The 12,607-nt window shown below is 47.8% G+C and carries 14 protein-coding genes; 9 read left to right on the top strand and 5 right to left on the bottom strand.

The annotated features are described in order from the left end of the window. Positions 1-78: 78 nt before the first annotated feature. The 3 genes from CWE22_RS08055 to CWE22_RS08045 all read left to right on the top strand — a co-directional run bounded on the left by CWE22_RS08055 (position 79) and on the right by CWE22_RS08045 (position 2,254). The gene (locus CWE22_RS08055) at positions 79-705 is read left to right on the top strand and encodes a c-type cytochrome (protein WP_169930806.1); all 627 of its coding nucleotides are present in this window, start codon (positions 79-81) and stop codon (positions 703-705) included. Between the two features lie 576 nt (positions 706-1,281). Next, positions 1,282-1,803 (top strand): Der GTPase-activating protein YihI, encoded by a 522-nt coding sequence (gene yihI / locus CWE22_RS08050; RefSeq protein ID WP_169930805.1) that lies wholly within the window; start codon positions 1,282-1,284, stop codon positions 1,801-1,803. Beyond that, positions 1,790-2,254, top strand: coding sequence for a DUF2489 domain-containing protein (locus tag CWE22_RS08045; protein WP_244595983.1), 465 nt, complete (start codon positions 1,790-1,792; stop codon positions 2,252-2,254). The genes yihI and CWE22_RS08045 overlap by 14 nt, the downstream gene beginning before the upstream one ends. 12 nt (positions 2,255-2,266) lie before the next feature. On the opposite strand, the gene CWE22_RS08040 is transcribed toward CWE22_RS08045, so the two are convergent. Further along, a complete protein-coding gene (locus tag CWE22_RS08040; protein WP_169930804.1) occupies positions 2,267-3,541 on the bottom strand; it encodes a metal-dependent hydrolase family protein in 1,275 nt (424 codons plus the stop codon). A 173-nt stretch (positions 3,542-3,714) separates the two neighbouring features. Here CWE22_RS08040 and cysE point away from each other — a divergent pair, with 173 nt between their 5' ends. Continuing rightward, positions 3,715-4,512, top strand: coding sequence for a serine O-acetyltransferase (gene cysE / locus CWE22_RS08035; RefSeq protein ID WP_169931072.1), 798 nt, complete (start codon positions 3,715-3,717; stop codon positions 4,510-4,512). A 76-nt stretch (positions 4,513-4,588) separates the two neighbouring features. On the opposite strand, the gene CWE22_RS08030 is transcribed toward cysE, so the two are convergent. Both CWE22_RS08030 and CWE22_RS08025 read right to left on the bottom strand, forming a co-directional pair. Beyond that, a complete protein-coding gene (locus tag CWE22_RS08030) occupies positions 4,589-4,795 on the bottom strand; it encodes a cold-shock protein (protein WP_169930803.1) in 207 nt (68 codons plus the stop codon). 198 nt (positions 4,796-4,993) lie between these two features. Further along, entirely contained in the window at positions 4,994-5,542 is a 549-nt protein-coding gene (locus tag CWE22_RS08025; RefSeq protein WP_169930802.1) for a hydrolase, read from the bottom strand. Between the two features lie 151 nt (positions 5,543-5,693). On the opposite strand from CWE22_RS08025, the gene CWE22_RS08020 reads away from it, so the two are divergent. The 3 genes from CWE22_RS08020 to CWE22_RS08010 are packed head-to-tail and all read left to right on the top strand — an operon-like array spanning position 5,694 to position 8,350. After that, a complete protein-coding gene (locus CWE22_RS08020) occupies positions 5,694-6,716 on the top strand; it encodes a GGDEF domain-containing protein (RefSeq protein WP_169930801.1) in 1,023 nt (340 codons plus the stop codon). Between the two features lie 57 nt (positions 6,717-6,773). Further along, a complete protein-coding gene (gene purE / locus CWE22_RS08015; protein ID WP_169931071.1) occupies positions 6,774-7,268 on the top strand; it encodes a 5-(carboxyamino)imidazole ribonucleotide mutase in 495 nt (164 codons plus the stop codon). Next, positions 7,265-8,350 (top strand): ATP-grasp domain-containing protein, encoded by a 1,086-nt coding sequence (locus CWE22_RS08010; RefSeq protein ID WP_169930800.1) that lies wholly within the window; start codon positions 7,265-7,267, stop codon positions 8,348-8,350. The genes purE and CWE22_RS08010 overlap by 4 nt, the downstream gene beginning before the upstream one ends. Here CWE22_RS08010 and CWE22_RS08005 read toward each other — a convergent pair. Both CWE22_RS08005 and CWE22_RS08000 read right to left on the bottom strand, forming a co-directional pair. Next, complete coding sequence (locus tag CWE22_RS08005) at positions 8,333-8,992, bottom strand: alpha/beta hydrolase (protein WP_169930799.1); 660 nt, start codon at positions 8,990-8,992, stop codon at positions 8,333-8,335. The genes CWE22_RS08010 and CWE22_RS08005 overlap by 18 nt on opposite strands. Positions 8,993-8,994: 2 nt before the next feature. Further along, positions 8,995-9,615 carry a DUF502 domain-containing protein gene (locus CWE22_RS08000; RefSeq protein WP_169930798.1) on the bottom strand — a complete coding sequence of 207 codons (621 nt, stop codon included), beginning with the start codon at positions 9,613-9,615 and terminating at the stop codon, positions 8,995-8,997. A gap of 55 nt (positions 9,616-9,670) precedes the next feature. Between CWE22_RS08000 and CWE22_RS07995 the strand changes: the two genes are divergently transcribed. Continuing rightward, positions 9,671-10,231 carry a glutathione S-transferase family protein gene (locus tag CWE22_RS07995; protein WP_169930797.1) on the top strand — a complete coding sequence of 187 codons (561 nt, stop codon included), beginning with the start codon at positions 9,671-9,673 and terminating at the stop codon, positions 10,229-10,231. 127 nt (positions 10,232-10,358) lie between these two features. Beyond that, a complete protein-coding gene (locus tag CWE22_RS07990; protein ID WP_169930796.1) occupies positions 10,359-12,509 on the top strand; it encodes a prolyl oligopeptidase family serine peptidase in 2,151 nt (716 codons plus the stop codon). Positions 12,510-12,607: the final 98 nt, after the last annotated feature.

Here is a 12,607-nt window from a genome sequence, read left to right as displayed (position 1 = left end):
ACATGATTAGGCATTTAATCCTTAGTAGTTTTGTGTAAAATAGCGTCTGTTAAAGATTCCAGAGCAGAGATATCGATCATGAAAAAAATCGCATTGTTCGTTGGGCTATATGTAGGACTCACAAGCTTTGCTATGGCTCAGCAAGGTAGTGTCGAAGCGGGTCAAGAAAAGGCAGGTGTCTGTGCAGCCTGTCATGGACCGAACGGCAATTCGCCTTCTGATATGTATCCAAAGATTGCGGGCCAGCACGCTGAATACTTGGCGAAGCAGTTAATGGATTATCGCCTTGCCGCCGAAACCAACGGTGAGCAGGGTCGAGCCAATGCAATCATGCAAGGCCAAGCCATGAATTTGAGCGATCAAGATATTGCAGATTTATCTGCCTACTTTGCCGCCCAAGATGCAGAATTAGGTGAAACACCAGAAGACGTTGTTGCAGCTGGCTCAGCTTTATATCGCGGTGGTGACGAGGCTCGCGGTCTAACAGCATGTACTGCATGTCACGGCCCACGCGGTGACGGTATGGGTTTGGCTAAGTTTCCCGATATTTCTGGCAATCATGTTGCTTACGTGAAACAGCAATTGGAAATGTTCCGTAGCGGTGAACGAGCGAATGACCCGAACGGAATGATGCGCGATGTAGCAGCAAAATTGACTGATAAAGATATCGAAATTTTGGCGAACTACCTCGCCGGATTGTACTAAAACCGCGCTGAAGCGCGACAAAAAGCAGCTTTCGAGCTGCTTTTTTTGTCTCTTAAAGCTGAACTTTACACAAAAAAAACCATGTAAAACCAAGGTATAAAAGAAAAAGTAATAAAAAAGCCTTCTCTTAGATCATAAAAATCATTGATTATAATTTTCGATTCAGTAGTCTGAATGCCATTGCAAATCAGGTAGAACGCTGGGATGGCGCACTACTGAAGCAAATAATAATAATAATCCAGGGAATAATGACTCGGCCAGGAGGCCATTTTTAACCAAGCGAACAACAATAATAAAATGCTCGGTTAATGCGCTTAACGAATAACAATAATAATAAAAAAGCACACGGACGGTATAATTAATAACATGGAAGGCGTTGACAACCGTTCTCGAAGATCGCACGTGCGCTGTGTGACAGTTTGAGAATAAATTAGGCGATGATTTTCATCGCCTTTTTTATTTCCCCACCCAAATCTTGCTCTTAATCTCTCAGTCCACGTTTATTTCTGAAGAAATTCTCTAAATCGGTTAAACTAGCAACATTATCTTTGGTCGTTTATTCAGCATGGAAAGTTTATGACTCGTCGCAAAAAAACGCGCACAACGGGACCTTTGGCGCCCAGTAAAAAGCCACTTGAGCCAAAATCAAAAAAAGCACCAGCAACGCGTACAGGCCCACACAAAGGGCATAAGCCAGGTAGTCGGTTCAATGTTGCGGCTGCGAAGCCAAATACACCGAGTTCTGCGAAGTCTTCAACAGACCCTCGGCATGGTAGCAAGAAGCCGATTAAACTCGTTGATCCGAATCAAGTTACTCCAACACCAGCACGGCAGAAGTTGTTTGACCGGGCTGCGGCATTGGCAGAATTGAATGCGCTGCAAAACGATGCACGTTTACAAAAGCTGCTGGCTAAGTTAGAAGCAGATCAAGAGCTGACGCCAAGTGAACTTGAGTACGTTGATTTACGTACCGACAGGTTCAACCAATTGGCAGAGCAACTCGGCATCGAGATTGATGATGAAGACGATGAAGACTTTGATGGTGAGTATGCTGACGACGAAGATGATTGGGAGTTAGATGAGGATGAGCGAGATTAATCTACCTATGTGGGCTTGGCTTTTAGCCCTTGTTGGTATCGTGATTATTGCGGTACTCGCCTTTTACGCAGGCCGAATGTTGGGGCAGTTGCGCAGACAGAACACACGTCAGCAAGAGCTTATCACTAAACGTAATGAGCGCTTGCACGAGAGCATTGTGACTATTGCGAAGGCGATGGAACAAGATCAATGCCCGTTATCTGAAGGAGCTCTGCGTATTGTGGTATTACTGGACCACCGAGTCGACCAAGAGAAGCTGGATTACGCTGCGAAGTATCCAGCGTTGCATGATATGTACGAGCGCATCAAACACATGCCTACTCACGAAGCACGGAAGCAATATCCGAAGACAGAAATTAAAAAGTTAGACAAAGAGCGCGAAGGCTATGAAAAAGAACTGGCGGAGGTCATTCTTAATGACGTCCGCCAGCTATTACGAGATTTTGCTTAAGCGTTAGTGATGCTATTGCTTATAAACGACACCGTCTTTAAGAACTAAATTGATATCGGCAAGGATGCTAATATCTTCAAGTGGGTCACCGTTTACTGCTACCACGTCAGCACGTTTACCCACTTCAATGGTGCCGATATCATCAACGCCTAATAATTGCGCTGCTTCGTAGGTTGCACTGCGAATGGCTTCGAGAGGCGGCATACCTGCTTCGACCATGTACACAAATTCACGATAGTTTTCGCCATGGTCAAACACACCTGCATCGGTTCCAAAAGCAATCTTTACACCCGCTTTGTAAGCGCGACCAAAAGTGCCCTGAATCAATGGACCAATCTCAGCTGCCTTCGGACGCACTACTTCAGGGAAGTAACCATCAATTTTGGCGCGATCAGCGACCGATCGACCTGCAGTAATGGTCGGTACGTAATAGACGCCTTTTTCTTTCATCGCCGCCATTACTTCTTCGTCCATGTAAGTGCCGTGTTCGATTGAAGCTACGCCAGCCTCGATTGCGCGTAACATGCCTTCTTTACCGTGGGCATGAACAGTCACCTTCATGTCGTAGTCTTTGGCTGTGGCCACTACGGCTTCTAACTCATCCGCCATAAATTGTGGATTACGACCACTCTTAGCTACACTCAATACGCCACCGGTAACGGTAAGCTTGATTAAGTCTGAACCATCTTGATACCGCGCACGCACGGCCTCGCGAGCTTCATAGGGACCGTTCGCAACTCCATCTGCAGGCGTAGGTGATTCATACAATCCCTTTCGCGCACCATTGGTTGGGTCGGCATGACCGCCGGTGGTCGCGATAGACTTACCTGAGGTGTAGATACGTGGACCGGTCACTTTGCCTGCATTAACCGCGTTCCGAAGCGCAATACTGGCATTGAAGGAATCGCCAAGGTCGCGCACGGTGGTAAAGCCTGCCATCAGCGTCGTATTTGCGTAGCGGACAGCATCGAGTGTCACGTCAGGTGCAGATTTCGTGAATCGTTCAATGTAACTACTGGGGCTGCTTTGCGACGTCAAATGCGTGTGCATATCAATAAACCCAGGCATAACTGTACCATTGCGGCGATCAATTACGACATCGCCATCAGCGGCTCGACGGAATCCGCTCTCAATAGCTGTTATTTTTCCGTCATCAATGACCACAGTCATATTTGACTTCGGTTCTGCCTGAGTGCCGTCAATCAGAGTTCCGGCGTACACTAAGGTGTCAGCTAGTGCTGTTTGGCTGCACGCAGCGATAATTGCTAACGCTAAATACTTACGCATAAATAGTCCTTAAAGCGAGGTTTAGGGTGTCTTCCAAGATAGTCCTCAGTTGTAGACATGGTCAATAACAACTGCGACCAAGTACCCGACCAGCAGGTTGATTAACGCACAGCCGTTGAAGTTGATATACTATGACGCTACAGACGCAGTTAGACGATGGACGAAGCCAATCAATGTTTGCACGTATGCGCGAAGATATTCAAAGCGTTTTCAAACGCGACCCAGCCGCTCGCAATAGCTTTGAGGTACTGACAACGTACCCGGGCTTGCATGCCATTTGGTGGCACCGTTTAAGCTATCGCTTGTGGCAGTGGCGTTGGTACTGGTTAGCGCGGATGATTTCACATCTATCGCGTTGGTTGACAGGTATTGAGATTCATCCTGGTGCTCGTATTGGACGTCGATTTTTTATCGACCATGGCATGGGAGTAGTGATTGGTGAGACGGCTGAAATCGGTGATGATGTCACAATTTATCATGGTGTAACGCTGGGCGGTACTAGCTGGGCTCGCGGCAAGCGCCACCCAACCCTTCATAACGGTGTAGTGATTGGTGCGGGCGCCAAGATACTTGGACCTATTGAAGTAGGCCAGAATGCTCGTATAGGCTCCAATGCAGTAGTTGTGAAGAATGTGCCTGCGGATACGACGGTCATGGGCATTCCTGCTCGCGTTGCAAGTTCACCAGAAGATAAAGAAGTCGTAAAACGCCGTGAAGAGATTGCGAAAGAGTATGGGTTTGATGCTTACGCAATTTCCGCCGACAATCCAGACCCAGTAGCTACCGCAATCGGGCGGATGCTCGACCACGTGCACATTCTCGACCAGAAAGTTGCCGATCTATGTCAGGCGGTCAATCAATTAGGTGGTAATGTCTGCGATGAAATTCCAGAGGTCGAGATGGATGATGTGGATTTCATTCATGCCGAGAAAGAAGCAGCCAAACGGCGTAAGCAACCGGAACAGGACTAATAAAAAGGCCGCTCAATGAGCGGCCTTTCTAATTTGAATTCGTTGGCTAAAATCGCGAAGCGATTTCGGCTATTCCTTACATAGGAACAACGTTTTCAGCTTGAGGACCTTTAGGACCTTGAGCGATAGTGAACTGAACGGTTTGGCCTTCAGCCAAAGTTTTGAAACCGTCAGATTGAATCGCGCTGAAATGTACGAATACGTCTGCGCCTTGTTCTTGCTCGATGAAACCAAAGCCTTTAGCTTCGTTGAAGAACTTAACTTTACCAGTAACTGTTGCCATGCTGAAAATCCTCGTAGTGCATGTTAAAACCTAGGGTAATGCTAAAAAATCGTGCATAACTGGGGTCTTACAAAACGAGGTACATTCAGTAGACTTCGTAACAGGCCACAATGAGACAGCCGAATTTATTTAGCGGGAGCAAGTATACGCTGATCTTAGGCACTGTCAAATAAAGAATAATTAACGGTTGATGACAACTTAGCCACGAATCCAATTCTTGGTGATATGCCGGAAGGTATCGGTACCCGAACGGTGTAACCATTCGTAAGCAGCCATCTCTGATGTAATGATAGTCACTCCAGCTTGCTGCAGGCGCCTTAATGCTGTTTGCTTATCAGAGTCGCGCCGCGAGCCCACCGCATCCTCAACCACAAAAACTTCAAATCCTTGTTCGGCCATATCCATAGCTGTTTGCAATACACATACGTGCGCCTCCATGCCGACTAAGAGGATTTGTTTGCGTTCAATTTCGTTGATCGCGTCAACAAAATGAGGTTCCTGCCAGGCACTAAAATGCATTTTCTCAACCACTCGAGCATTCTCGATAACTTTTGCTAAGTCATCTACGCTGATGCCTAAGCCTTTGGGATATTGCTCAGAGACGACAATCGGAACATTTAATTCATTGGCGATTTCACCAAGCCAGCGGATCCGCGCAATAATTTGATCGCGCTGATGAATTACCGGGGCGAGTTTTTCCTGAACGTCTATAATAACAACGGCACTTTGATCGAGCTGAAGAAGCATGGTCTAGCCTACTTTGAATAAAATTTGATAATAGAAACAGTAGCAAAGCTCATTACTGCTGCGCAACGCATTATCTTGCGCAGAGAGAGCTATGCTTTTCAACATTATTCAGGTTAAAGTGTAATCATTCTGTTTCGTACGGAGACACATTATGGATTGGGCCAACGCCTCCAATCTGCCGCAATCGGCAGCGCAATTAAATCTTTGGCAGCATTTTCGATTGCTCGCGATGCGAATCATCTATATCGGTGTTGGCTTGGTTCTTCTCGCTTTCTCCGTCGTATCTATTCTGCAAAGCGCTTGGCTAAATAGCGGCGCACTTGCTCTGGTTGGAGCGGCCTTCTTATTGGTCGGTGTCGTGTATCGGCATGAACTGGCTCCGCAGTGGATTAACTTTCTCTTTATTTGTGCGCTTGGCACATTAGTCAGTATTTCGATGAAATCGAGTGGCATCCTAGGTGTGTATTGGATGTACCCTGTTCTGGCTATGGTCTTTTTCATGTTCGACAAGGCAATATTTGTCCTTGTCATCATGCTGATTTATGCCGCCTTCGCATTTGTTACTTATAAATTTTTGCCATTTGAGTACGCCTGGCGCATTGCTATATCTATGTTGGTATTGATTGGAGTGGGTGCAACATTTCTCGTGCTGATGGCGCGGATGCAAAAGAACTTGTCACGAATTTCAGCAACAGATGCTTTGACGGGTTTCTACAAGCGCGATCAAGTGACCGATATTTTGCAGCAACAAATTGCGGTCGCTCAGAAGCACAAAACGCCCCTTAGTTTGGTCATCCTGGATTTGGACGCGTTTAAAAGTGTGAATGACAAATATGGCTACATGGTCGGTGACCAAGTGCTCCAAGAGACCGCACAACGTGTCAAACGTATAGCGCGACCTCAAGATATATTAGTGCGCAGTAATGGCGCCGCTTTGATGGTTATTTTCCCGAACACACCGTTAAAGCTCGCCGCTGAATTAACCAGCGGCATGTTGGATGTCATGCGGAATGAACCGTTTGCGATTAAATCATTGATGATGACTATTACGGCTAGTGCTGGGGTAGCACAGTGGCAGGTTGGACAAAGTTGGGGGCAATGGCTGGAACAAGCAGATTCTGCCATGGATCGGGCGAAAAGCGGTGGCCGTAATCGGATGAAAGTTGCGCGATAAATTTGCACCTTTTCCTGCACCTGTTTACAATTCGCACCTTTCTAAAAGGAGCAGATGATGGCCCCCGTACTGATTTTGATGGGCTCGCAATCCGACTGGCCCGTAATGCAACACGCCGCCCAAATGCTAAAAGACTTGGGTGTAGAGTGGCGCGCGCAAGTTGTCTCTGCGCATCGCACTCCTGATTTACTTCAAACGACGATGACTCAAGCTGAAGCAGACGGCGTTCCAGTCGTCATTGCTGGTGCCGGTGGCGCAGCACATCTACCTGGTATGCTTGCGGCATTTACCGCTATCCCTGTTTTAGGTGTACCTGTTCCGAGCAAGCAACTGAAAGGACTCGACAGTTTGTTGTCTATTGTGCAGATGCCTAAGGGTGTTGCCGTAGGAACGCTCGCTATTGGTTCTGCTGGTGCAGCCAACGCCGGTTTGTTAGCGGCACAAATTGTCGCCAATCAAGACGCGGGAGTGCGTGAGCGTGTGCAAGCGTTCCGCCAGGCTCAGCGCGACAAAGTAATGAATGGTCCTGACCTCGAACTTCCAGAAGCATGAAGATACTCTTTATCGGTGATGGCCAACTCGGCCAAATGTTAGGCGGCAGCGCCATTAGTCATGGACACGAATGCCTGCTCTACAGCACACGCAGCGAGAAAGTGAAGCCATTGAGTGCGCAAATTGAACTCAGTCGCTCTTTAGCTGAAGCCATTGATTGGGCTGATGTGGTGAGTTGGGAACATGAAGATATTCCCGCTGATGTGATTGCTGCTGCGAACGATAAGTTTTTGATGGACCCAGCGCGCATCAAAGCGCTCACCGATCGTCGCACCGAGAAGAAGTTATTTGATGATTGCCGCGTTGCAACCTCGCCATGGCGCAGTTTCAATACTGCCGATGAACTCGAAAAGTACCTGGCGGACGCTGATCAGCCGCAAGTGATCAAAGCGGCTCGAGGTGGTTATGACGGCAAAGGTCAATGGCGTTTCAAATTGACCGACAATCCCGCAAGTGTTGCACAAGAAGCTGGGCAGCAGCCGGGTATTGTGGAAGCTATGATCCCGTTTAGTAAGGAAGTATCGCTCGTTGGTGCTCGAGCAAAAGACGGCAGTCTGTGCTGTTTCCCGCTCATTACGAACGTTCATGACCGCGGTATTTTAAGTTACAGCTTGGGTGCTATTGATGCAGTCCCAGCTAGTTGGCAAAGCCGCGCGGAAGAGGCCTTTCGAAGCATTACTAACGCACTGAATTATGTGGGTGTTCTCGCCATCGAGTTTTTTGTCGTCGGTGAGGGTGATGCGGCGGATTTGCTCGTGAATGAAATTGCTCCGCGAGTGCACAACTCGGGACATTGGACCATGACTGGCGCCAACTGCAGTCAGTTTGATCTCCACATCCGTGCTTTGACCGGGATGCCTTTGCCTCAACTACGCGTTGAACCCACCTTGATGATCAATGTCATCGGTGCCGAGCAAATTCCAGCCGGCCTTTGGCATCATGCCGATACGCAATGTCATTGGTACAACAAAGATCCGCGACCAGGCCGTAAAGTAGGCCATGTCAATATTCGCACCGCGAATCGTGACACAGCCTTACAATGGGTCGGTTTGTGGGCTGAGAAGCTACAGGTGTTGAGCTAGCCAAGCATTGATGGCGGCAACTTGTTCGCCACAAACTTGATGCTGCATGGCAAAGGTCTGATACGTAACCGGATAACCTCGTTGCTGCAGCCAGTCCCGTGCTTGCTGACCTAAAGATTCAGGTACCACTGGGTCTTGTGAGCCATGCTGAATCAGTATTGGGAGGTCGGCGTTTGCTGGCGCTGTTTGAATGGACGCATGAGTAGCCAGATAGGTAGACAAAGCGAGTAATCCACAGAGCTTTTGTGGATAAGTCAAAGCTGCTTCATAGGCAACTGCGCCCCCCTGTGAGAAACCAGCCAACAATATATGTTCAGGCTTAATACCACGCTCAATTTCACGTTCTATCAATTTATTGACTTCAGCAGCTGATTGGCGTAGTTGTGTCTCGTCTACACGCCTATCAATCGACATTTCTAAAATGTCGTACCATGCAGGCATCCGCATACCACCATTTACTGTGACAGGTATCTGCGGCGCATGAGGAAAAATAAAACGCACATGAGCATGGCTCGGCAGTTGAAGATGTGGCACGAGTGGCGCGAAATCATTGCCGTCAGCCCCCAGTCCGTGCAACCAAATTACACTACGATTTGCAGCTCCGCTGGAGGGTTCAATTTCTACGCAAGGCAAATAGGGCATGTCTACTTCTCTTTTCTGGGTGAACTGGGAAAGTTTCGACTTTTTCCGATACCAGCGCTGATGGTTAGCTGCATCGCGTCAGCTGGTGACATATCGACAGGTTCAACAGAACTGGTCGGAACCATAATCATATAACCACCGACGTTGTATGCCATCGGCAGAAATACAGCAATCTCCTCGTCTCTCAGTAAGTTCGAAAGTCGGTCATCTTTATCGCCAGATTTTTTGGTCACTATGCCCAACAAGCGCAGCTCGCTGCCTGGTAACGTCACCAGCACAACGGATTCTTCCGCAAAGTGTTCACCGCCCATCAAGTCGAAGATATCCGTGATAGTCCCGTAAAGACTGCGCAGTAATGGCATTTGCTCCATAATTTTGCCGGGCAACATCCAGAACTGATTGATAAAAGTCCAACGAGCACTAAAGCCAATGATGGCAGCAATGACAAGAAAGCTGACGAAGGCGAGACCAGGGAAGTAAAATTGATCTCCCAAAATTGCGACCCAGAGCGGTCGCAACCAAGTCTCGATAGTCACGAGCAGCCAGTGAACCACGGCGATTGTTACGACAATCGGCAATAAGATCGCAAGACCCTTTAGTAAGTGCTGTATGGCGTTTTTCATTGTGCTAATCTCTTTGGCAACAAGTGCCTTAGCTTAACGTGTTTTGGGAGTAGGTATGAAGCTTTACGGAAGTTATACATCACCGTTCGTCCGTCATTGTCGCATTGTACTGGCGCTAAATCAGCAGGAGTTTGAATTTATTCCAACAGACCGCGCCGGAGCCGCAACGGGCTCACCCACGCAGCGTGTCCCGTTTTTTCGGCATGACGACGTGAAACTGCACGATTCTGCTGCTATTTTACGATATCTTCGAGAGCGCGCGGAGCAACCTTTTTGCACCGACAGCTCGGATTTTGATTTGTTTTGCTTAGTGAACACGGCGCTTGATACGACCGTAAATCTATTTTTATTAGAGATGGACGGGTTGACTGGCGAACAAAGTAGTTATTTAAAACGGCAAGAGAGCCGAGTGGAAACGGTACTGGCAGAGCTTGAGAAGTATGCGTTGCCAGATGCTGGACCCTACACGGATGGTCAATTACGACTCGCGTGTTATTTGAGTTGGGCGGTATTTCGCAAACGAATCGATATACAGCAGTATCCACGACTGCAACAGTTTTTAGCCGCAATTGATGGGCATGCGTGGTTTGCAAACACTCACCCGGCGCTGAGCTAACGGCCAGCAAAAAGTGAAGAGTAAACAGTAAAGAAAACAATAAAAAATAGTGACGAGGAGCAGAGTGAATTTTCATTTCACTAGTTACTGTTCACTGGTCACCCGGCATTTAATAAGAGGGAATATTATGAAAAAAGTCATTGGTGTTCTCGCCGTAGCCGTATTGGCTGCGTGCTCACCACAACCAGAGGACGAAGCCACTGTGAAGCAGTCAGAGGGCCAAGCCATTACTTATCCAACTACTTACCAAGGTGACGTAGTTGATACCTATTTCGGTACGCAAGTACCTGATCCATATCGGTGGTTAGAAGACGATCGCAGTACCGAAACCGAAGCTTGGGTTAAAGCCCAAAACGAAGTGACGTTTGGTTACCTAGAACAGATTCCTTATCGCCAGGCTATTGAGGATCGCCTGAGCGCGCTATGGAACTACGAGAAGGTGAGCGCGCCATTTAAAGAAGGTGATTACACCTACTTCTACAAGAATGATGGTCTACAGAACCAATCGGTTGTGTATCGCACAGATGCCGATGGCAACACCGAAGTGTTCCTAGACCCGAACACCTTTAGTGAAGATGGAACAACGTCACTGGCAACATTAAGTTTTTCCCGTGACGGCTCATTGGCAGCCTACGCAATTTCAGAAGGTGGTAGTGATTGGCGTAAGATCATCATTATTGATGCTGAGACCAAAGAACAACTTGAGCCTGAACTCATCGATGTAAAATTTAGCGGGATTTCATGGAAGGGCAATGATGGCTTCTTCTATTCAAGCTATGACAAGCCTGAGGGCAGCGAACTATCAGCTAAGACTGATCAGCATAAACTTTACTACCATAAACTAGGCACTGCGCAAGCTGACGATGCGGTTATCTTTGGCGGAACTGAAGAGCAGAAGCACCGTTATGTCGGTGGTTCTGTGAGTGAAGATGATCAGTATCTATTCATTTCGGCTGCAGTATCAACTTCCGGCAACAAGTTGTTCATGAAAGATTTGAGCAAGCCGGACAGCGAATTAGTGACTGTATTAGGTGATACGAATTCAGATACTTATGTTCTCGATAATGTGGGCTCTAAGCTGTATTTGGTGACCGACCTCGACGCACCTAATCGTCGTGTCGTGACCGTTGATGCAAGTGCCCCGCAGCCGGATAACTGGGTCGACTTTATTCCGGAAAGTGAGAATGTGTTGAGTCCGTCAACCGGTGCAGGCTATATCTATGCCGAATACATGGTCGATGCCATTGCTCGTATCGAGCAATACAACTATGACGGCGATAAGGTTCGCGATATCGAATTGCCAGGTGTCGGTAGCATTGGTGGTTTTAGTGGCAAAGATGAAGCTGAAACCATTTACTACACTTTCGCCAACTACAATACGCCAAGCACCATTTATGCGTACGACCCCGATAGCGGTGAGTCGTCTGTGTACGAGGCGTCTAAAGCAGATTTTGATAGCTCAGCCTACGAGTCGAAGCAAGTGTTCTATATGTCGAAAGATGGCACACGAGTACCGATGATTATCACGCATAAGAAAGGTCTTGAGCTTGATGGCACAAACCCAACCATTCTGTATGGTTATGGTGGCTTCAATATCAGCCTGACGCCTTCGTTTAGCATGATTCGAGCTATGTGGCTTGAGCTTGGCGGTGTCTATGCAGTTGCCAACTTACGCGGCGGCGGTGAGTACGGTAAAGAGTGGCACATTGCTGGTACGCAAATGCAGAAACAAAATGTATTTGATGACTTTATCGCCGCTGGTGAATATCTGATTGCGGAAAAATATACCTCCAGCGAACGCCTGGCTATTAATGGTGGTTCTAACGGCGGATTATTGGTCGGTGCTGTCATGACTCAGCGTCCTGACTTAGCTCAAGTGGCATTGCCAGCAGTTGGTGTACTCGATATGTTGCGTTACCACACCTTCACTGCAGGTGCAGGTTGGGCGTATGACTACGGTACCGCTGAAGACAGCCCTGAGATGTTCGAGTATCTGTTAGGTTACTCACCAGTGCACAATGTTGAGGAAGGTGTGAACTATCCGGCTACGTTAATCACCACGGGTGACCATGATGATCGTGTAGTTCCTGCGCATTCCTTTAAGTTTGCTGCGGAGTTGCAAGCGAAGGATGGTGGTAAGAACCCACAATTGATCCGCATTGAAACCAACGCGGGTCACGGTGCGGGTACGCCAGTATCGAAGACTATTGAGCAGTACGCTGATATTTATGGCTTCACGCTCTGGAACATGGGCTTTAAAGAGCTACCGAAACAGTAAAACGAGTTCGTTTTGAATGACAGCCGCGCCTTAAAAAGCGCGGCTTTTTTATTGCTAAACGACTCGTTTGAATGTTAAATTCATGTATCACATTTGAG

It is taken from the genome of Pseudidiomarina aestuarii, from assembly GCF_003987355.1.
Lineage (GTDB): Bacteria > Pseudomonadota > Gammaproteobacteria > Enterobacterales > Alteromonadaceae > Pseudidiomarina > Pseudidiomarina aestuarii.
The sequence above is the reverse complement of the archived record's forward strand: the minus strand, read 5'-3'. Positions and strand labels throughout refer to the sequence as shown.

Bases quoted from the DNA above. Each gene is read 5' to 3' on its own strand.
- CWE22_RS08055 (WP_169930806.1), top strand. From the start codon at position 79: ATGAAAAAAATCGCATTGTTCGTTGGGCTATATGTAGGACTCACAAGC.
- yihI (WP_169930805.1), top strand. From the start codon at position 1,282: ATGACTCGTCGCAAAAAAACGCGCACAACGGGACCTTTGGCGCCCAGT.
- CWE22_RS08045 (WP_244595983.1), top strand. From the start codon at position 1,790: ATGAGCGAGATTAATCTACCTATGTGGGCTTGGCTTTTAGCCCTTGTT.
- CWE22_RS08040 (WP_169930804.1), bottom strand. From the start codon at position 3,541: ATGCGTAAGTATTTAGCGTTAGCAATTATCGCTGCGTGCAGCCAAACA.
- cysE (WP_169931072.1), top strand. From the start codon at position 3,715: ATGTTTGCACGTATGCGCGAAGATATTCAAAGCGTTTTCAAACGCGAC.
- CWE22_RS08030 (WP_169930803.1), bottom strand. From the start codon at position 4,795: ATGGCAACAGTTACTGGTAAAGTTAAGTTCTTCAACGAAGCTAAAGGC.
- CWE22_RS08025 (WP_169930802.1), bottom strand. From the start codon at position 5,542: ATGCTTCTTCAGCTCGATCAAAGTGCCGTTGTTATTATAGACGTTCAG.
- CWE22_RS08020 (WP_169930801.1), top strand. From the start codon at position 5,694: ATGGATTGGGCCAACGCCTCCAATCTGCCGCAATCGGCAGCGCAATTA.
- purE (WP_169931071.1), top strand. From the start codon at position 6,774: ATGGCCCCCGTACTGATTTTGATGGGCTCGCAATCCGACTGGCCCGTA.
- CWE22_RS08010 (WP_169930800.1), top strand. From the start codon at position 7,265: ATGAAGATACTCTTTATCGGTGATGGCCAACTCGGCCAAATGTTAGGC.
- CWE22_RS08005 (WP_169930799.1), bottom strand. From the start codon at position 8,992: ATGCCCTATTTGCCTTGCGTAGAAATTGAACCCTCCAGCGGAGCTGCA.
- CWE22_RS08000 (WP_169930798.1), bottom strand. From the start codon at position 9,615: ATGAAAAACGCCATACAGCACTTACTAAAGGGTCTTGCGATCTTATTG.
- CWE22_RS07995 (WP_169930797.1), top strand. From the start codon at position 9,671: ATGAAGCTTTACGGAAGTTATACATCACCGTTCGTCCGTCATTGTCGC.
- CWE22_RS07990 (WP_169930796.1), top strand. From the start codon at position 10,359: ATGAAAAAAGTCATTGGTGTTCTCGCCGTAGCCGTATTGGCTGCGTGC.